The sequence below is a fragment of the Mesorhizobium sp. B2-3-12 genome, assembly GCF_006442205.1.
Taxonomy (GTDB): Bacteria; Pseudomonadota; Alphaproteobacteria; order Rhizobiales; family Rhizobiaceae; genus Mesorhizobium.
Genome location: NZ_VFVR01000002.1, coordinates 328,825 through 346,175, shown reverse-complemented (window position 1 = coordinate 346,175; position 17,351 = coordinate 328,825). Strand labels below are relative to the sequence as shown.

Annotated in this window: 18 protein-coding genes; 8 read left to right on the top strand and 10 right to left on the bottom strand. The window is 64.5% G+C overall.

Annotation, left to right across the window (positions count from 1 at the left end):
* Window positions 1-5: 5 nt before the first annotated feature.
* Both FJ948_RS06955 and FJ948_RS06950 read right to left on the bottom strand, forming a co-directional pair.
* Window positions 6-1,412, bottom strand: coding sequence for a glutamine synthetase family protein (locus FJ948_RS06955; RefSeq protein ID WP_140702834.1), 1,407 nt, complete (start codon window positions 1,410-1,412; stop codon window positions 6-8).
* Between the two features lie 11 nt (window positions 1,413-1,423).
* Complete coding sequence (locus FJ948_RS06950; RefSeq protein ID WP_140702832.1) at window positions 1,424-2,803, bottom strand: aspartate aminotransferase family protein; 1,380 nt, start codon at window positions 2,801-2,803, stop codon at window positions 1,424-1,426.
* Between the two features lie 151 nt (window positions 2,804-2,954).
* Here FJ948_RS06950 and FJ948_RS06945 point away from each other — a divergent pair, with 151 nt between their 5' ends.
* A complete protein-coding gene (locus FJ948_RS06945) occupies window positions 2,955-3,407 on the top strand; it encodes a hypothetical protein (protein ID WP_140702830.1) in 453 nt (150 codons plus the stop codon).
* Between the two features lie 15 nt (window positions 3,408-3,422).
* Here the strand turns inward: FJ948_RS06945 and FJ948_RS06940 are convergent, their stop codons facing one another.
* Together FJ948_RS06940 and FJ948_RS06935 are read right to left on the bottom strand one after the other, a co-directional pair.
* Window positions 3,423-4,397, bottom strand: a complete 975-nt coding sequence (locus FJ948_RS06940) for a WD40 repeat domain-containing protein (protein ID WP_140702828.1) — start codon at window positions 4,395-4,397, stop codon at window positions 3,423-3,425.
* A 111-nt stretch (window positions 4,398-4,508) separates the two neighbouring features.
* Entirely contained in the window at window positions 4,509-5,573 is a 1,065-nt protein-coding gene (locus tag FJ948_RS06935) for a GTP-binding protein (RefSeq protein ID WP_140702826.1), read from the bottom strand.
* 420 nt (window positions 5,574-5,993) lie between these two features.
* On the opposite strand from FJ948_RS06935, the gene FJ948_RS06930 reads away from it, so the two are divergent.
* Window positions 5,994-6,464 (top strand): MarR family transcriptional regulator, encoded by a 471-nt coding sequence (locus FJ948_RS06930; protein ID WP_140702824.1) that lies wholly within the window; start codon window positions 5,994-5,996, stop codon window positions 6,462-6,464.
* Between the two features lie 12 nt (window positions 6,465-6,476).
* On the opposite strand, the gene FJ948_RS06925 is transcribed toward FJ948_RS06930, so the two are convergent.
* A complete protein-coding gene (locus tag FJ948_RS06925) occupies window positions 6,477-7,346 on the bottom strand; it encodes an AraC family transcriptional regulator (protein WP_140702822.1) in 870 nt (289 codons plus the stop codon).
* Between the two features lie 54 nt (window positions 7,347-7,400).
* Between FJ948_RS06925 and FJ948_RS06920 the strand changes: the two genes are divergently transcribed.
* The gene (locus FJ948_RS06920; RefSeq protein ID WP_140702820.1) at window positions 7,401-7,808 is read left to right on the top strand and encodes a DUF2000 family protein; all 408 of its coding nucleotides are present in this window, start codon (window positions 7,401-7,403) and stop codon (window positions 7,806-7,808) included.
* Between the two features lie 10 nt (window positions 7,809-7,818).
* On the opposite strand, the gene FJ948_RS30220 is transcribed toward FJ948_RS06920, so the two are convergent.
* Window positions 7,819-8,004 (bottom strand): hypothetical protein, encoded by a 186-nt coding sequence (locus FJ948_RS30220; protein ID WP_181173584.1) that lies wholly within the window; start codon window positions 8,002-8,004, stop codon window positions 7,819-7,821.
* On the opposite strand from FJ948_RS30220, the gene FJ948_RS06915 reads away from it, so the two are divergent.
* The 4 genes from FJ948_RS06915 to FJ948_RS06900 all read left to right on the top strand — a co-directional run bounded on the left by FJ948_RS06915 (window position 8,003) and on the right by FJ948_RS06900 (window position 11,444).
* The gene (locus FJ948_RS06915) at window positions 8,003-8,887 is read left to right on the top strand and encodes a DMT family transporter (RefSeq protein ID WP_181173583.1); all 885 of its coding nucleotides are present in this window, start codon (window positions 8,003-8,005) and stop codon (window positions 8,885-8,887) included. The genes FJ948_RS30220 and FJ948_RS06915 overlap by 2 nt on opposite strands.
* A gap of 65 nt (window positions 8,888-8,952) precedes the next feature.
* Window positions 8,953-9,975: a LacI family DNA-binding transcriptional regulator gene (locus FJ948_RS06910; protein WP_140702817.1), complete on the top strand. Its 1,023-nt coding sequence runs from the start codon at window positions 8,953-8,955 to the stop codon at window positions 9,973-9,975.
* Entirely contained in the window at window positions 9,972-10,955 is a 984-nt protein-coding gene (locus FJ948_RS06905; RefSeq protein WP_140702815.1) for a 2-hydroxyacid dehydrogenase, read from the top strand. Before FJ948_RS06910 ends, FJ948_RS06905 begins: the two co-directional genes overlap by 4 nt.
* 84 nt (window positions 10,956-11,039) lie before the next feature.
* Complete coding sequence (locus FJ948_RS06900; RefSeq protein ID WP_140702813.1) at window positions 11,040-11,444, top strand: hypothetical protein; 405 nt, start codon at window positions 11,040-11,042, stop codon at window positions 11,442-11,444.
* Here FJ948_RS06900 and FJ948_RS06895 read toward each other — a convergent pair whose 3' ends face one another.
* Window positions 11,445-12,218 (bottom strand): gamma-glutamyl-gamma-aminobutyrate hydrolase family protein, encoded by a 774-nt coding sequence (locus tag FJ948_RS06895; RefSeq protein ID WP_140702811.1) that lies wholly within the window; start codon window positions 12,216-12,218, stop codon window positions 11,445-11,447.
* Window positions 12,219-12,481: 263 nt separating this feature from the next.
* On the opposite strand from FJ948_RS06895, the gene FJ948_RS06890 reads away from it, so the two are divergent.
* Complete coding sequence (locus tag FJ948_RS06890; protein WP_140702810.1) at window positions 12,482-13,591, top strand: TRAP transporter substrate-binding protein; 1,110 nt, start codon at window positions 12,482-12,484, stop codon at window positions 13,589-13,591.
* A gap of 192 nt (window positions 13,592-13,783) precedes the next feature.
* Here FJ948_RS06890 and FJ948_RS06885 read toward each other — a convergent pair whose 3' ends face one another.
* Genes FJ948_RS06885 through FJ948_RS06875 form a run of 3 tightly spaced genes read right to left on the bottom strand, consistent with a single transcriptional unit; the run spans window position 13,784 to window position 17,197 of the window.
* On the bottom strand, window positions 13,784-14,812 hold the full coding sequence (locus tag FJ948_RS06885) for a zinc-dependent alcohol dehydrogenase family protein (RefSeq protein ID WP_140702809.1): 1,029 nt from the start codon (window positions 14,810-14,812) through the stop codon (window positions 13,784-13,786).
* A 13-nt stretch (window positions 14,813-14,825) separates the two neighbouring features.
* Window positions 14,826-16,613 carry a TRAP transporter large permease subunit gene (locus tag FJ948_RS06880; RefSeq protein WP_140703893.1) on the bottom strand — a complete coding sequence of 596 codons (1,788 nt, stop codon included), beginning with the start codon at window positions 16,611-16,613 and terminating at the stop codon, window positions 14,826-14,828.
* A complete protein-coding gene (locus tag FJ948_RS06875) occupies window positions 16,613-17,197 on the bottom strand; it encodes a TRAP transporter small permease subunit (RefSeq protein WP_140702808.1) in 585 nt (194 codons plus the stop codon). The genes FJ948_RS06880 and FJ948_RS06875 overlap by 1 nt, the downstream gene beginning before the upstream one ends.
* Window positions 17,198-17,351: the final 154 nt, after the last annotated feature.

Genomic DNA, 17,351 nt, shown 5'->3' with positions numbered 1-17,351 from the left:
GGTCGTCAGACTTCGTGCAGGTAGAGATGATAGTCCAACTCGCTGACCGTGCGCGCCACGCGCAGGTATTCGGACTGCTTGATCGCCACGAAGGTGCGGTGCAGGTCCTCGCCGAGCGCACCCTTCAGGAAGCTGGACGCTCGGGCCCCTTCGATTGCCGCGCGCCAGTCGGCCGGCATCGTCGTACGGGTGACGGCCGCCTCATAGCCATTGCCGGTCGTTTCGGGGCCTGGATCGAGCCCCTCGTCGAGGCCTTTGATGATGCCGGCCAGCACCGTCGCGGCTACCAGATAGGGATTGGCGTCGACGCCGGAGGGCCGATGCTCGATGCGCCGGTTTTTCGCGTCGCCCGCTGGCACGCGCAGCGCCACCGAGCGATTGTTGACGCCCCAGGTCGGCGCCACCGGCGCGTAGGATTGCGAGACGAAGCGCCGCCAGGAATTGGCGTGCGGCGCAAACACCAGCATCGATTCCGCCATGGTCTGGATCAGGCCGCCGAGGCCACGCAGCAGCGGTAGCGACCAGTTTTCCCCCGCGGCTTCCGAGAAGACGTTCTTGCCCGCTCTGTCCTGCAGCGAGACGTGAAAATGCATGCCGGAGCCGGCATATTTCTCGATCGGCTTGGCCATGAAGCAGGCGGTGACGCCGTGGCGGCGCGCCTGCGCCCGCACCAGCCGCTTCAGCATGACGAGGTCGTCGGCCGCCCGCATCACGTCCTTGCGGTAGTTCAGCGTCAATTCGTATTGGCCAGGCGCATATTCGGAAATCACCGTCTCGGCCGGGATGCCTTGCGCCTTGGCGGCGGCGTAGATGTCCGAAAACAGCGGCTCCATGCCATGCAGATGGTCGACGGAATAAACCTCGGTCTTGCCAGAGACGCGGCCATCGAGCACCGCGCGCGCCGGCTGCACCTTGCCGTCGGCATCGCGCTCATTGGCCAGCAGGAAAAACTCGAGCTCGAAGGCGCCGGCCGGATGGAGGCCCTTGGCAGCCAGTATGTCGACCTGCCGGGCAAGCGCCAGGCGCGGGTCCGACCACATTGGCTGGCCGTCGAGATGGTACATCGCCATCAGCACCTGGCCGCGCGGCGGGTTCGTGCCGTAAAGCGGCACCAGCGTGCCCGGAATCGGCCAAGCCCTGAGATCGCCGTCGCCGCTGTCCCAGATCAGCCCGGTTTCGTGCACATCCTCGCCGGTGATGTCGAGGCCGAGGATGGAGATCGGCATATGCCGGCCACCCTCGAAAATGCTCTTCAGCTCATGCCGGCGCACGATCTTGCCACGGCCGACGCCATTGGCGTCGGTCAGTACGATATCGAAGGCTTCGATCTCCGGATGGGCGTCGAGAAAGGCTTGCGCCTCGGCGGGCGTCGAGCCCGAAGGTGAGGTCACGAGGGCGTTAGGATGATCCATGGCCGCTTGTCTCATGCCGCAAGCTTTGCCGCAACCGCACCAAAAGCGCTGATCAGCCGGTTGACCTGCGTGCCTGACGTCGCCGGCGAGATCAGCATCATGTTGTGGAAGGGTGCGATCAGCACCCCGCGATTGACCAGGGCGACATGGATGGCTGCCTCCAGTTCCGGCGCATGCGCACCCTCCGCCTCGGCGCCATTGCGCAGCGGGCCGGGCGCGCAGATGAACTCGACGCGGGCGCCGACACGGGCGACATGCCAGGGCAGGCGATAACGGTCGATCACCCCGGTCAGCCCGGCGTCGAGCCGCCGCGCCAGGTGATCCATGCGTTCGTAATTCTCCTGTGTCATCACCTCCTCGAGCGTGGCGCGCATCGCGGCGAACTGCAGCGGGTTGGCCGAGAGCGTCGTGCCCATGCCGGAATAGCCCGGCTCTTTCGTCCTGTTGTAGTCGGCGTAGCGCGAGGCGACCTCCTCGCTCATGCCCCACACGCTTGCCGGCACGCCGCCGGCGATCGGCTTGCCCAGCACGAAGAAGTCGGGATCCAGGCCGTATTTCCTCGTGTAGCCGCCGGGACCGGTCGAGATGGTGTGCGTCTCGTCGATCAGAAGCAGCGTGCCGGCCGCGCGGGTCAGTCGGCGCAGCGCACCGTGATAGCCGGGATCGGCAAGCACCATGCAGGAATTGGTCAGCACCGGCTCGGCGATGACGCAGGCCACGTCCCTGTCCTCCAACGCGGCTTCAAGTGCGGCGACATCGTTGAACTCGATGACCTTGGCCGTGCGGGTCAGGTCGCGGAATTCGCCCGCCAGCCCGGGCCTGTTGACGGCCTTGCCGTCGATCAGCCGCACCATCGTCTCGTCCACCGAGCCGTGATAGCAGCCGTTGAAGACGAGGATCTTTTCCCTGGAGGTAACCGCACGGGCTACCCGCAGCGCGAAGCGGTTGGCGTCGGTCGCCGTCGTCGCGATCTGCCAGAACGGCAGGCCGAAGCGCTGTTGCAGCAGCGGCCCGATGGCCAGCGCATCTTCGGATGGCAGCATATAGGTCAGGCCGCGCCCGGCCTGGCGGCGAATGGCGCGCGCCATCGGCGGCGGCGAATGGCCGAACATCGAGCCGGTGTCGCCGAGGCAGAAATCGTCGAGCTTGTTGCCGTCGATATCGGTGATCGTGGCGCCCCTGGCGCTGTCCACCAGGATCGGAAACGGCGTCGGCCAGTCGTTCATCCAGTGCATCGGCACGCCGCCGAAGAAGCCGGGCAGGCCGTTGCCGACCTTGGCCTGCGATTTCGGCCGCGCCTCGCGGAAGGCAGCCCCTTCCGTCTCGCGCAATTGCGCGATGCGGTCGCGGCCGATGCCGCCGATGGTGCTTGAACTGTCGCTGCTGTGCATGAAAACCCCTCTGTCTCATTCCTCTTAGCCAATCCACCTCCGCGACGGCAATTGGCCGTGCGGCTGTCCTGCATTGGCTCAGCCCTTGCCAGCGGCGCTTGACGCTCCGTGCGAAGTCGGCGCCAATATGGACGGCAATTGGGCAAGGAAAATGCGGACGATCATCTGCCTGACGATACTGTTCCTCTCGGCCGGTACGGCGTTCGCCACCGGCGGCATCTGGTGCTCAGTCGATGATCCACAGGTCAAATTCAAGGTCGATGCCGGCGTGACCACCGGGATGGGTGGCCCGACTTTCAACTTCCGCGGCGACCTCGAAATCAAGGCAAGGCCCGCCGGCGATCAGTTGCGAAAGACCATTTTTGAGAACGCCAACCTCACCCAGTACTGGCTGGACAACAAGGAACTGCGGCTGAACATCTACCACGAGCAGGAAGTGGCCCAGAACTACAGTTCGGTCGAACTGACGATCCTGACCAAGGCCAGCGACGAGGGCGTCTATGATGGAGACTACAAGCTCGCCATCTATGACAGCATGGCCGACAAGGACAGCGATGGCAAGCCGGTCGATCTGACCGGCAAGGTTTCCTGCGGCGCCGAGTAATCAGCTGTTTCGAGACTAGGCCGTGATGTCGATGACCCCGCAGTCGCCGGCGGCACTGCCGAAGGCGACGCGGCGTTCTTCCTTGTCCCACATCATCGCGGTGATGGCGCCCTTGCCCGGGCGCCGCAAAAGCACTTCCTTGGCATCGGCGAAGCGCACAGCCATCACCATGCCATCGTCATAGCCGACGGCCACGACATCCTGGCTTGGATGGCAGGCGACCGCCGTCACCATGGCGTTGCCGCGCGTGCCGAGTTCCAGCGGCGCCTTGCCCATCGGCCCGTCCTTGGACGAGAACGGCCAGACGATCGCCGCCGGCGCGCCGGAACTTGCCAGCCATTTGCCTTTGACGCTCCACGACAGGCTCTTGACCTTGCCGGGATAGCCGCTCATGCGCATGTGCTTGCCGTCGGCCAGCTTCCAGCCATGCAGGGCGTTTTCCTGCATGGTGGTGACGAGGAAGGCGCCGTCCGGCGAGAAGGTGATGCCGGTGTGGGCGCCGGCCCATTCGAGCTCCACCGGCTTGCCTTCGGCGGCCGGGAAATGCAGCGTCGCGCCATTGTAGCGGGCGACGCCGAAGCGCATGCCCTTGGGCGAGAAGGCGAGCCCCTCTACCGAACGCGGATGTAAGAATTCCTTGGTCTTGCCGTCGGCGAAGCGCACGAATGCGGTCTTGCCCGTGGCATAGGCGATGGCGCCTTGCGGCCCGGCGGCAACGCTGGTGATCCATTTCTTGCCGGCGCTCGCCACCTCCTGGGTCTCACCGCCGGCCTTCACGGCAAACACCTTGCCGTCCTCGCCGCCGGTGATCAGCCGGTCGTTCGCCGCGTCATGGAAGGCCGCCAGCAGCCCATCATTGGCCTGCACGGTCTTGTGGCCATTGTCGAGCCGGTGGATAGCGCCATCGGCCAGCGCGAAATGCGGCACGTCGCCAAGGAAGACGGCCGCGAGGCAATGGCCTTCGAGATCGAGCGGAGCGACGGTTGGCATGGCAGGCTATTCCATTCGAGGAAGCCGCCGGCGCGGCCAGGGGCGGCTCTTCCTTCTCCCACAAGGGGAGAAGGACAGACCGGGCAGCGCTAACGCTACGGGATTTGGAAATCAAGCCGCCTGGCAGGCGTCAAAGCTCTTCTTCAGCCGCTCGGCGTCGAGTTCGCGGCCGATGAAGACCAGCCGGCTCTCGTGCTTTTCGCCATCTTTCCAGGCGCGCTGGTGGTCGCCCTCGATGATCATGTGCACGCCCTGCAGGACATAGCGCTCGTCATCGCCCTTGAGCGCGATGATGCCTTTCAGCCGCAGGATGTTGGGGCCTTCCATCTGGGTGATCTTCTCGATCCACGGGAAGAATTTCTTCGGGTCCATTTCGCCGCCGCGCAGCGACACCGACTGCACCGTCACGTCATGGATGTCGGAGGGATGCGCGTGATGGTGGTGGTCGTGCCCATCGTGATCGTGGTGATGATGGTCGTGATCATGATCGTGGTCGTGGTCGTGGTGATCATGGTCGTCATGCGCCTCGAGGAAGTGCGGATCGTTCTCCAGTGCCTTGGACAGGTCGAAGGCGCCACGGTCGAGCACCTCCGACAGCGCCACGCCGGCGCGCGTCGTGCGATGGATCCTGGCCGCCGGATTGATGGCGCGGATCGTCGCCTCGACCTTGGCCAGTTCTTCGGGGGTGACGAGGTCGGTCTTGTTGAGAACGACGACGTCGGCGAAGGCGATCTGGTCCTCGGCTTCCTTGGAATCCTTGAGCCTGAGCGGCAGGTGCTTGGCGTCGACCAGCGCCACCACGGCATCGAGCTTGGTCTTGGAGCGCACGTCGTCGTCCATGAAGAAGGTCTGCGCCACCGGCACAGGATCGGCCAGCCCCGTGGTCTCGACGACGATGGCGTCGAAACGGCCGGGCCGGCGCATCAGGCCTTCCACGACCCGGATCAGGTCGCCGCGCACCGTGCAGCAGACGCAGCCATTGTTCATCTCGTAGATTTCCTCGTCCGATTCCACGATCAGGTCGTTGTCGATGCCGATCTCGCCGAATTCGTTGACGATGACGGCGTAGCGCTTGCCGTGGCTCTCCGACAGGATGCGGTTGAGCAAGGTCGTCTTGCCGGCGCCGAGATAGCCGGTGAGAACGGTTACGGGGATCTGCGTCTGTGCGTCGCTCATGGCTTGCCTCGAATGACTTGGGCCTGAAATCCAGGCCGCGAAAGGGGATTGTCGGTTGCATATAGGATGTGCGCCGGGCTTTTGCACGGGGCAAACCATGGGCCAAAGCTGTCGGCAAGGGATTGTCCTGGCATCACGGCCACGCACCCGGTCGCCGCCTCGGCGCTGGAACGATCAAGAGAGACGTCTCGTCGGGCGCTGTCGGGCGTCGGATCGCATCCACGCAAGGTTGCAGCAAATCCGCTCCGCTCGAAACTCGTTTGTCATCTAACTGAAATAAACATCTGGCATCACCACGGCGGACACCGCAATGCTTGCCGGCAAAGCTGTTTCGAATGCCGGAATCTTTTCGATCGTCGATTGCCAACCGGCCGGCTGCGTCTATGCTGTGCGCACCGGTACGGCCGAAGAGGGATGACCATGGCCAAGGCGGACAAGACTGCAACGATGAGCCGGCTGCATTCAGCGGCAAGGCTGGCAAGGACCGCGCTGGCGGCACGGCTTCTGGCGCATGGCTTCTATGCCGGCCAGGACCAGATCATGCTGGCGCTCGACCGTGAGGACGGCCAGACACCGGGCAATCTTGCCGGGCGGCTCGGCGTGCGTCCGCCGACCATCACCAAGACCATCAACCGGTTGCAGGCGCAGGGTTTTCTGGAAAAACGCGCGTCGGAATCCGACGCCCGCCAGGCGCACATCTTCCTGACCGAGACCGGCCGCGAAACCATCCGCGCCATCGAGAAGTCGGTGAAGAAGACCGAAAAGCAGGCGCTGAAGGGCCTCGACAAGAAAGACCAGAAGGCGCTGTTCAAGCTGCTCGCCCGCATCGAGGCCAACCTCTCCAACGAGGAACTGGTGCTGATCGACGACGACGCCGAAACCGACGACTGATCTCTTCGGCAATCAGACTGCCGCGGCAGCTCCGCTGATCAAGGACGACCAACGGCCCGGCGTCATGCCGAACGCTTTCTTGAACTGCCTGTTGAAGTGGCTCTGGTCGCTGAAGCCGGCTTCGATCGCGATCTGCGCCAGCGGCTCGCCGGCGGCGATCAGCCTGCGCGCGCGCTGAAGCCGGCGCATCACCAGGAAACGATGCGGACTGGTCGAGAAGGCCGCGCGGAAATGTCTCGACAGGGCATAGCGGTCGAGACCCGTGACGGCTTCCAACTCACCCGAACGCACGGGCCGGTCGAGGTTTTCCGTCAGATACTCGCGCGCCAGCGTCGCTGCTCGCCGCGCCGTGCCGGCTATTGGCTTTGCCGGCTGGCCGGCGTGCCGGGCCAGGGCGAGCGTCAACTGCGCCAGGAAGTCGTCGACGAACAGCTCGTCGAGTTCCTGCTCCAACGGCCCGAGCGCCGAAAGCAGCGTCGCGCAGAAGGCGTCGTCGGTCACTACGCCGTCCCTGACGAAAGGCAGCGCCGCGCCACCGAGAGAATCGAGCATAAGTGACGGCTCCAGATAGAGCATCCTGTAACGCAGGCCTTCCTCCGTGCCCGCGCCGCCATCATGCAATTCGTCGGGATGCAGCACGATGATCTGGCCGGGCAGGCTCAGCCGCGCCGCGCCGCGATAGCGGAAGGTCTGCACGCCGCGCAATGTCACCCCGATCGCATAGGTGTCGTGGCGGTGCAGGTCGAAGGCGCTGCCGTGAAACCGAGCCTCGATACGCTCCATCCCGGCCGGGTCGGGCGCGGAAATGATGCAGTTTTCCGCAGCATCGGCGCACAAACGTCCAAGACCCTCGAAAGCCTGGCGGTCTAGTTCGAACGACATCGTCCCCTTCAGCCTCGAAAAATCGGGGCGCCAGCTGGAATTGGTCACTGTCTCATGTTCGATACGAAATTTGCAATCGTGCTCAGGGAAGATCTGCCGGTCTGGCAGAAGCTCAACGTCACCGCCTTTTTGACCAGCGGCGTCGTCGCGCAGTTTCCCGACATCATCGGCGAGCCCTATCGAGACCGATCAGGCAATCTCTACAATCCGCTCTCGATCCAGCCGGTCATCGTGCTCTCGGCCGACCAGGCGACGCTCGGTGCGATCCACCGGCGTGCGCTGGAACGCGGCGTCACCACCTCGCTCTATGTCGAGGAGATGTTTTCCACCGGCTTCGACGCCGCCAACCGCGCCGCCTTCGCCGAATTCGCGCCCGAAGACGCCAAGGTGGTCGGCATCGCGCTGCGCGCCGAGAAGAAGGTGGTCGACAAGATCACTAAGGGCGCCCGCATGCACACCTAGCGCCTGCGGACTAAGCCTGACCGCGGCTGTTGTTGTGCCAGGGACCCATGGCATGGCAGCGGGCGACAATTGGCTTGCCGGCAAGCGACAATTCCCGCAAAGGTGGGCTCCAGCCCAGCTTTTCCTCCGGTCTGCACGTGAGTCCTTCCCAAAGACAGTCAGAAAGCGCGACGCCGCCGGTGGCGATCGTCTGCATGCTGGCCACCTACGTCTTCTTCACCTTCCTCGACACTTCAAGCAAATACCTCGTCCTGGCCGGCGTCTCCGTCTTGATCGTTGCCTGGGTGCGCTTTGCCGTGCACGTGGTGCTGGTCGGGGCGCTGCTGCGTGGCTGGCGCGAGCCGGAGCGGTTTCGCCCGGTCAACCTGCCGGCGCATGTGATCCGTGGCGCCTTCCTGTTCGGCTCGACCATCTTCAACGTCCTGGCGCTGCGCTCCCTGCAACTGGCTGAGACGACATCCATCTATTTCTTCGGGCCGATGGTGATCACCGCCCTTGCCGGCCCGCTGCTCGGCGAATGGGCCGGCTGGCGGCGCTGGCTGGCCATTCTGGCCGCTTTCGCCGGGGTTTTGATCATCACGAGGCCGGGTGTCGGTGTTTTCGGCATCGGACATCTCTTCGCGCTCGGCTCGATGCTGTCGAACTGCTTCTATGTCATCATGACGCGCCGCATGTCGGCCACCGAGACCTCGGAAAGCCTGATCCTGTTCTCGGCGCTGGCGCCAGCGGTGCTGCTGTTGCCCATGCTGCCGTTTTCGTTCTCGCTGCCGCACGATGGCTGGCATTGGTTCGTGCTGCTCATGCTTGGCGTGTTCGGCGGCGTCGGGCACTGGCTGCTGGTCCAGGCCTATCGGCTGGCGACGACCACGGCGCTCGCCCCCTATCCCTATTCGCAGATGGTGTGGATGATTCTCTCCGGCTGGCTCGTCTTCAAGCAGTTCCCCGACCGCTGGACGCTGGTCGGCGCCGCCATCATCGTCGCCAGCGGCCTCTACATCGTCCATCGCGAACACCGGCTCAGGCTGCGTAGCCGCGCGGCGTCGGACGTCGAGGCGGAAGCGCTGGCAAAAAAACTTTGATTTGGCCCCGATCGATGGCATAAGGCCGCCCTTAAACAGTTTAAAAAACGACGGGGAGCGAAAGGCTGGCACAGAAGATCAAGCTGTCGACGATCGCGGACGCGCTTGGCGTCTCCACGGCCACCGTGTCACTGGCACTGCGCGACAGCCCGCTGGTTGCCGGCTCGACGCGCGACCGCATCAAGGAACATGCGCGCGCCATCGGCTACATCTACAACCGTCGCGCCGCCAGTCTGCGCACCTCGCGCTCGGGCATTGTCGGTGTCGTCGTGCACGACATCATGAACCCGTTCTTCGCCGAGATCCTGCGTTCGATCGAGAGCGAGCTCGACCGCAGCCGGCAAACCTTCATCCTTTCCAATCACTACGACCAGCTCGAAAAGCAGCGCACCTTCATCGACACGCTGCTGCAGCTCGGCGCGGACGGCGTCATCATGTCGCCGGCCATCGGCACGCCCGCGTCCGACATCGTGATGGCCGAGGAGAACGGCCTGCCTGCGGTGCTGATCGCGCGCACCGTCGAGGGCGCCGACGTGCCGGTGTTTCGCGGCGACGACTCTTATGGGACAGGCCTCGCCACCAACCATCTGATCTCGCTCGGCCACAAGCGCATCGCCATGATCGGCGGCACCGACCAGACCTCGACAGGCCGTGACCGCTATCAGGGCTATGTCAATGCCATGGAGGCGGCGGGGCTCGAAGTCAGGCCGTCCTGGCGCATATCAGGCCCGCGCACCAAGCAGGCGGGCTTCGAGGCCGCCGGGCAGTTCCTGGCGCTGAAGGACAGGCCGACCGCCGCCTGCTGCTGGAACGATCTCGTCGCCATAGGTCTGATGAACGGCATTGCGCGTGCCGGCCTGGTGCCGGGCATCGACATCTCCGTCACCGGTTATGACGATCTCGAGGAGGCGGCGATCGCCACGCCGGCGCTCACCACCGTCTGGAACGGCCAGCGCGAGGTTGGCCGCCGCGCCGCCAGCGCGCTGCTCGACAAGCTCAACGGCCAGACGGTGCGGCCCTCGCAGGAATTGATCAAGCCGGAACTGCATGTGCGCCAGTCGACCGGCAAGCCGGTGGAGCGTGTATGATCGAGCCCGAGCAGAAACCGCCTGTCGTCATTTTGACGCCAAGCCAGTTCAACGCCCACGCGGTCGGCCGCATCGGGCGGACGTTCAGCCTTATGGGCATCGATCGCGCCGAGCCATCGCTGGTCACGGACGAGATGCGGCGCACGGTGCGTGGCATCGCTTCCTATGCCGGCATCAACGCCGCCTTCATGGACGCGCTGCCGAACCTCGAAATCATCGCCAGCTTTGGCGTCGGCTATGATTCGGTCGACGTCCGCCATGCCGCCGCGCATGGCATCATGGTCACCAACACGCCCGATGTGTTGAGCGAAGAGGTCGCCGATACCGCGATTGGCCTGCTGATCAACACCATTCGCGGCCTGCCGCGGGCCGAAGCCTGGCTACGCGACGGCAACTGGCCGCGCAGCGGCGACTACCCGCTAAGCCGGCTCACCTTGCGGGCGCGCCGCGTCGGCATTTTCGGCATGGGCCGCATCGGTCTTACCATTGCCCGCCGGTTGGAGGTTTTCGGCCTGCCGATCGCCTATCACAATCGGCGTCGGGTCGAAGGCCTGTCCTATCAATACCACGACACGTTGAAGGGCCTGGCCGAAGCAGTCGATACACTGATCTCGGTGGCGCCCGGCGCCGCTTCGACGCAGAAGGCGGTCAACGCCGAAATCCTGTCGGCACTCGGCGCCAACGGCGTCTTCGTCAACGTGGGCCGGGGCAGCACGGTCGACGAGGCAGCCCTTGCGACAGCGCTTGCCGACGGCACCATTGCCGCCGCCGGCCTCGATGTCTTTGCCGAAGAACCGAATGTCCCCCAGGCATTGCTCGACTTACCCAACGCCTCTCTGTTGCCGCATGTCGGCTCGGCCTCGGAGCACACACGCCGCGCCATGGCCGATCTATGCGTCGACAATCTGGTCTCCTGGTTCAGCGAGCGCCGGCCGCTGACGCCGGTGCCTGAGACGGCCGGCGTTAAGGCGCGCGCTTGAGCATCTGGCTCCGCCACATTTATTAACGTCAGCTTAACCCTTTGGAATCATTCTGCATCCTGTCTATACGTGTAGGTGCGCAGGATGAAGACGCTTTCCGCATTGATCGGGGCCGCCGCCTTGTTTGTCGGCGTTCAGCTGTTTCACGGCGGCAGTGTTGAAAGCGCCGCCGACGAGGCCACGCCGTCCAACACCTACAGGCTGGTCGCCAATGGCGACGAGGGCGCCTGCGCGGTCAAGCGCGGGGCCTCGATTTCGGATGGCCTGTCGCTGCTGACGGTGGCGCCGAATTGTCGCCGGCTCCTGCCGGGCATCGAACATGCGAAATTCTGGCGCGAAGGACAGGACGGAACGGTCGCCTTCAGCGTCAACGGCATCGATCCGATCGTCACCTTCGCCGTTGCCGATGGCGACGGCTACGAATCCTACGCGCCGGCCAATCCGCTGCTGTCGCTGGCGGCAGACAGTGACTTGAAGCCGGGAGACTGACTACTCCGCCGCCGCCCGTGCGCCGGCCTTCGCCGCCGCGTGCAGGCGCACCGCGTCGCCGAAGGCGCGAAAGATCTTGGCCGAGTTGCTGTCCGATTTGACCCAATATTCGGGATGCCACTGGACGCCGACGGCGAAGGCGCGGGCGTCCTTCACCGACACCGCCTCGACCGTGCCGTCGGTGGCGACGGCCTCGACCTGCAGTTTCGGGCCGAGCCGGTCGATGGCCTGGCGATGCAGGGAATTGACCTTCATGTCACCCGCGCCGAACACGCCGGCAAGACAGCTTCCCGGCTTGATCGCAACGGTCTGATGGATGGCGAAGCGCTCGTCCTGGATGTCGCTCACCGGTGCGCGGTGGTCCAGCGAACCTTCACGCTCCTGGATCTCGGTGCCCAGCGTGCCGCCCAGTGCTACGTTCAGCTCCTGTATGCCACGGCAGATGGCAAGCAGCGGCACGCCGCGCTCGATCGCCTTGCGGATCAGCGGCAGCGTGGTGGCGTCGCGTGCCGGGTCGTAAGGGCCATTCGCTTCGCTCGCATCGCCGCCGTAGAGCGAAGGGTCGACGTTGGATTTCGAGCCGGTCAGCATGACGCCGTCGACCGACGACAGGAGCTCGTCGAAGTCCAGCCGGCCGCCGAACGAAGGCACGAGCAGGGGGAAAACGCCGGCACCCGTGACCGCCGCCTCCAGATATTGCTGCGGAGCGGCATGCCAGGTGTAGTTGTCGAATTGACGGACGTCGGTCGATATGGCGACGAGCGGCTGCTGCATTTTGGGTCTGGTTTCCATCTGGATGTGATGTCCTGCGTCCAAAATAGGCCATCCCTGGGCAATTTTCCATGCCAAGTTTCAGTGTGTCGCATGGGCCACCCCATGCCGCGTTAGACTATAGTTGCAGGGTCGTCTGGCTTCGGCACCAAATCCGGCCGCCGTGCTGGACTCGACTCCTTGCCCGTGTATTGTTTCGAGCGAACCGATGCGGGAGCCGAGGATTCCCGAACGTCGGTTCTGTTGATCCAAAAGGGAGGAACTGCATGGATCGTCGTTCATTTATCCGCAAGGCCAGCGTCACCGGCGTCGGCGCAGCAGCGGCGGCGGCCACGCTCGCCGCACCGGCAATCGCTCAGTCCAATCCCAAGGTGACATGGCGATTGGCATCGTCCTTCCCGAAGTCGCTCGACACCATCTATGGCGGGGCCGAAGTGTTCTCGAAGATGTTGTCGGAAGCCACCGACGGCAATTTCCAGATCCAGGTTTTCGCCGCCGGTGAACTCGTGCCCGGTCTACAGGTTGCCGATGCCACCACGGCCGGCACGGTCGAGGCCTGTCACACGGTGGCATATTATTACTGGGGCAAGGACCCGACATGGGCGCTGGGTGCCGCGGTTCCCTTCTCGCTCAACGCGCGCGGCATGAATGCCTGGCACTACCATGGCGGCGGCATCGACCTGTTCAACGAGTTCCTCGCCACGCAGGGTCTGTTCGGCCTGCCGGGCGGCAACACCGGGGTCCAGATGGGCGGCTGGTTCCGCAAGGAGATCAACACGGTGGCCGACCTCTCCGGCCTCAAGATGCGCATCGGCGGCTTTGCCGGCAAGGTGGTGCAGAAGCTCGGCGTCGTGCCGCAGCAGATCGCCGGCGGCGACATCTACCCGGCGCTGGAAAAAGGCACCATCGATGCCGCCGAATGGGTCGGCCCCTATGACGACGAGAAGCTCGGCTTCTACAAAGTCGCGCCCTATTATTACTATCCCGGCTGGTGGGAAGGCGGTCCGACCGTCCACCTGATGTTCAACAAGGCGAAGTACGACGAGCTTTCGCCGACCTACAAGTCGCTGCTGCGCACGTGCGCCCAGGCCGCGGACGCCAACATGCTGCAGAAATACGACTATGTGAACCCCCCGGCGGTGAAGCGGCTGGTGGCCGGCGGCGCGAAACTGCGTCCGTTCAGCCAGGAGATCATGGCCGCCTGCTTCGAGAAGGCAAACGAGGTCTACACCGAAATGGAAGCCTCGAACGCGCCGTTCAAGAAGATCTGGGAATCGATCAAGGGCTTCCGCAAGGAGCACTATCTCTGGGCACAGGTGGCCGAATACAATTACGACACCTTCATGATGGTCCAGCAGCGCAACGGCAAGCTGTAGGCCGGTCTTCCCTTCTCCCCGTCACTATACGGGGAGAAGGTGCCCGAAGGGCGGATGAGGGGCAGCGCCGGCTTCGGCGACGGATCGTTCCTGGTTTAAGCCCCATCCCCGCATCTTATCAATCCAGCATTGGCGCCGCCCCTCACCTGCCTGCCGGCATCCTCTCCACGTGTAGTGACGGGGAGAGGAAAGCTACCCCCGGCCCGGCACCACCAGCACTTTGACCTCGCCCGGCGCCGGCGGATTGGCGATCACCGCCGGGGCCTCCTCGAGCGTGACCTGCCTGGAGATCAGACGGTCGATCTCGATCGCGCCCGAAGCGATGAGCTCGGCCGCCCGGCCATGGGTGTAGGGGTTAAGGAAGGAGCCCAGAACCTTCAATTCGCGGAACAACAGGTCGAAGGGCTCGAACGTCACCTTCATGCCTTGCGGCACCACGCCGACGATGACCACCGTACCGCCGGCGCGCGCGATCCGCATCGACTGCTCGACGGTGTCGCGCACGCCCGCGCATTCGAACACAACGTCGACGCCGCCGGGAACCAATCCCGCTGGCCCCGCCACGGCATCGATCACATCGCCGGCGCCCGGATCGACCGTCGCCGTCGCACCGAGTTCCCGGGCAAGCGCGCGCCGCGACGCTTGCCTTGTCGACAGGATGATGGTGGTGGCCCCGGCAAGCCGCGCCAGTTGCACGGTGAGCAGGCCGATGACGCCGCCGCCGAGCACGGCCACCGAAGCGCCGGGTTTGATCGCTGCGAGATCGACGCCGTGCAGGCAGCAAGCGAGCGGCTCGCCGAACGCGCCATGCATCGGCTTCAGATCCGCGGGAAGGACAAAAGCCTGCTTCTGGGGCATCACCACATAGTCGGCAAAGCCGCCGTCGCGGTGGATGCCGATGGCGGTGAGATTGCTGCACAGATTGACGCGACCGGCATGGCAGTGGCCGCAGCGTCCGCAGGCAATGTTGGGATCGCCGGTGACGCGGTCGCCAACCGAGAATCCGGACACACCGGAGCCGACCGCCTCGACGATGCCGGAGAATTCGTGTCCGGGCGTCACTGGCGGCCTGCTTGGGAATTCGCCGTGGAAAAGATGCCGGTCGGTGCCGCAGACGCCGCAGGCCTCGATCCGCACCAGGAGGTCGTCGTTGCCGGGAACAGGTTTGTCGACCTCGCGCAACGAGATGCTGCCCACTGCTTCCAGCCGCACCGCTCTCATGGCGTAGTCCCCGTCAATTGAAGCTTGGCGGTTGCGACAGGTCCGGCGCGGGTGCAGCCGGCTTGGCAGGCGGCGCATCGCCGAAGCTCGGCGGCTGCGACAGGTCTGGCGTGCCGGGCGAGGCCGGGGCAGTACCGCCATTGGCGGGCGCGTTGCCACCTTCCGGTGCACCGAGCGGTGACATGCCGGGTACACCCGGCACTGTGTAGTCGATCGTGCCGGAATCGACCGCCGTGCCCTTGTAGCGCATCACCATTTGCGGGAAGGCGATGGTCAGCCCGATCATGATCACCTGGATGCAGACGAACGGCACCGCGCCCCAATAGATCTGGCCTGTTGTCACCGGCGCGATCTGCTTGCCGGTCAGGCGGTCGAGATAGGGCACGCGGGCGGCGACCGAGCGCAGGTAGAACAGCGCGAAGCCGAAGGGCGGATGCATGAAGCTGGTCTGCATGTTGACGCCCAGCAGCACGCCGAACCAGATCAGGTCGATACCGAGCTTGTCGGCGGCAGGCGCCAGCAGCGGCACGATGATGAAGGCCAGTTCGAAAAAATCGAGGAAGAAGGCGAGGAAGAAGACGAGAATGTTGACGCCGATCAGGAAGCCGACTTCGCCGCCCGGCAGCGAGGTCAGCAGGTGCTCGACCCAGATCTGGCCGTTGACGCCGTAGAAGGTGAGCGAGAAGACACGCGCGCCGATCAGGATGAACAGCACGAAGGACGACAGCCGCGTCGTCGAGGCAAGCGCCTGCTTGATGACCTCGAGTGACAGCCGGCCCTTCATCGCCGCCATCGCCAGCGCGCCGACCGCGCCCATGGCGCCGCCCTCGGTCGGGGTGGCGATGCCTAGGAAGATGGTGCCGAGCACCAGGAAGATCAGCGCCAGCGGCGGGATCAGCACGATGACGACCTGCTGCGCCAGCCGCGACATCATGTTGAGGTTCAGGCTGCGGTCGAGGATAGCGACGATGTAGATGAAGACGACGCCGATGGTCGCGCCGAGAATGTCGGCATTGTCGCCATGGGCGGGTACCAGATAGCGGTAGGCCGCATAGGCTATTGCCACGGCCGCGATCAAGGCGATCAGCAAGGACATCACGCCATGGCCAAGCGTGCGCGCCTCGAGCGGCAGCGCCGGCATCGACTTTGGCCGGACGATCGACATGATCAGGATGTAGAGCGTGTAAAGGCCTGTCAGCACCAGGCCGGGGATCAGGGCGCCGGCATACATGTCGCCGACCGAGCGGCCGAGCTGGTCGGCGAGAACGATCAGCACCAGCGACGGCGGAATGATCTGCGCAAGCGTGCCCGATGCCGCGATGACGCCGGACGCCACCCGGCGGTCATAACCATAGCGCAGCATGATCGGCAGCGAAATCAGTCCCATGGCGATGACGGACGCCGCCACCACGCCGGTGGTCGCGGCCAGCAGTGCGCCGACGAAGATCACCGCGTAGGCGAGGCCGCCGCGGATCGGTCCGAACAGCTGGCCGATCGTGTCGAGCAGGTCCTCGGCCATGCCGGATCGCTCGAGCACGATGCCCATGAAGGTGAAGAACGGAATGGCCAGCAGCGTGTCGTTCGACATCACCCGGCTGCCGTAGAAATTGTCCGGCAATGCATAGAGCAGCGGCCAGGCGAGATTGATCGCGCCGCCGGAATAGGGCGTCAAAAGCACGCCGATGAAGAAGAACATCAGGCCGTTGGCGGCAAGCGAAAAGGCGACGGGATAGCCGATCAGCATGAACAGGATCAGCGAGGCGAACATGATCGGCGCCATGTTCTGGGCGATGAACTCCATCACGAGCGCACCTCTTCGGCCAGCGCCTTGGCTTCGAGTTCGGCCTGTTCGTGCACGGAAATGAACGGGTTGGGATCATCCATGTCGCCGCGCATGATGGCGATCTTCTTGATGATCTCGGAAACGCCCTGCAGCGCCAGCAGGAAAAAGCCGACCAGCAGGATCGCCTTGGCCGGCCACACGATCAGGCCGCCGGCATTGGTCGACATCTCGCCGCTGTGGAAGGACAGCGACACATAGGGCACGAAATAGATGACCATCAGCGTCACGAACGGCATCAGGAAGAAGAGGTGGCCGAAAAGGTCGATCCAGTGCTGCACGCGGCGCGGGAACAGGCCGTAGACGATGTCGATGCGGATATGCTCGTTCTGCTTCAGCGTGTAGGCGGCGGCCAGCATGAAGGCGGCGCCGAACAGATACCATTGCAGCTCCAGCCAGGCGTTGGACGAGGTGTCGAACACCTTGCGGATGACGGCGTTGGCCGCACTCACCAGGATCGCCAGCAGGATCAGCCAGGATACCGATTTACCGATGAATTCGTTGGCGCGATCAATGGCCCTGGATAGAGCGAGCAGCCCTGCCATGCATTCCTCCCTGATGCGGTGACGCGCGATCCCCCTTTTCTCGTCGCGCCGCCTGGCCCAACCGTATGCAGTGCGTGGTCCGGTTGGTCAACACGGGTAGACAGAAAGCAGGCCGGCGGCGCATGCGGCACGGTGGAAAACCACGGCCTGACGG

Bases quoted from the DNA above. Each gene is read 5' to 3' on its own strand.
- FJ948_RS06930 (WP_140702824.1), top strand. From the start codon at position 5,994: ATGGCCAAGGCGGACAAGACTGCAACGATGAGCCGGCTGCATTCAGCG.
- FJ948_RS06950 (WP_140702832.1), bottom strand. From the start codon at position 2,803: ATGCACAGCAGCGACAGTTCAAGCACCATCGGCGGCATCGGCCGCGAC.
- FJ948_RS06890 (WP_140702810.1), top strand. From the start codon at position 12,482: ATGGATCGTCGTTCATTTATCCGCAAGGCCAGCGTCACCGGCGTCGGC.
- FJ948_RS06875 (WP_140702808.1), bottom strand. From the start codon at position 17,197: ATGGCAGGGCTGCTCGCTCTATCCAGGGCCATTGATCGCGCCAACGAA.
- FJ948_RS06880 (WP_140703893.1), bottom strand. From the start codon at position 16,613: ATGGAGTTCATCGCCCAGAACATGGCGCCGATCATGTTCGCCTCGCTG.
- FJ948_RS06935 (WP_140702826.1), bottom strand. From the start codon at position 5,573: ATGAGCGACGCACAGACGCAGATCCCCGTAACCGTTCTCACCGGCTAT.
- FJ948_RS06900 (WP_140702813.1), top strand. From the start codon at position 11,040: ATGAAGACGCTTTCCGCATTGATCGGGGCCGCCGCCTTGTTTGTCGGC.
- FJ948_RS06885 (WP_140702809.1), bottom strand. From the start codon at position 14,812: ATGAGAGCGGTGCGGCTGGAAGCAGTGGGCAGCATCTCGTTGCGCGAG.
- FJ948_RS06905 (WP_140702815.1), top strand. From the start codon at position 9,972: ATGATCGAGCCCGAGCAGAAACCGCCTGTCGTCATTTTGACGCCAAGC.
- FJ948_RS06920 (WP_140702820.1), top strand. From the start codon at position 7,401: ATGTTCGATACGAAATTTGCAATCGTGCTCAGGGAAGATCTGCCGGTC.
- FJ948_RS06915 (WP_181173583.1), top strand. From the start codon at position 8,003: ATGCTGGCCACCTACGTCTTCTTCACCTTCCTCGACACTTCAAGCAAA.
- FJ948_RS30220 (WP_181173584.1), bottom strand. From the start codon at position 8,004: ATGCAGACGATCGCCACCGGCGGCGTCGCGCTTTCTGACTGTCTTTGG.
- FJ948_RS06945 (WP_140702830.1), top strand. From the start codon at position 2,955: ATGCGGACGATCATCTGCCTGACGATACTGTTCCTCTCGGCCGGTACG.
- FJ948_RS06955 (WP_140702834.1), bottom strand. From the start codon at position 1,412: ATGGATCATCCTAACGCCCTCGTGACCTCACCTTCGGGCTCGACGCCC.
- FJ948_RS06940 (WP_140702828.1), bottom strand. From the start codon at position 4,397: ATGCCAACCGTCGCTCCGCTCGATCTCGAAGGCCATTGCCTCGCGGCC.
- FJ948_RS06925 (WP_140702822.1), bottom strand. From the start codon at position 7,346: ATGTCGTTCGAACTAGACCGCCAGGCTTTCGAGGGTCTTGGACGTTTG.
- FJ948_RS06895 (WP_140702811.1), bottom strand. From the start codon at position 12,218: ATGCAGCAGCCGCTCGTCGCCATATCGACCGACGTCCGTCAATTCGAC.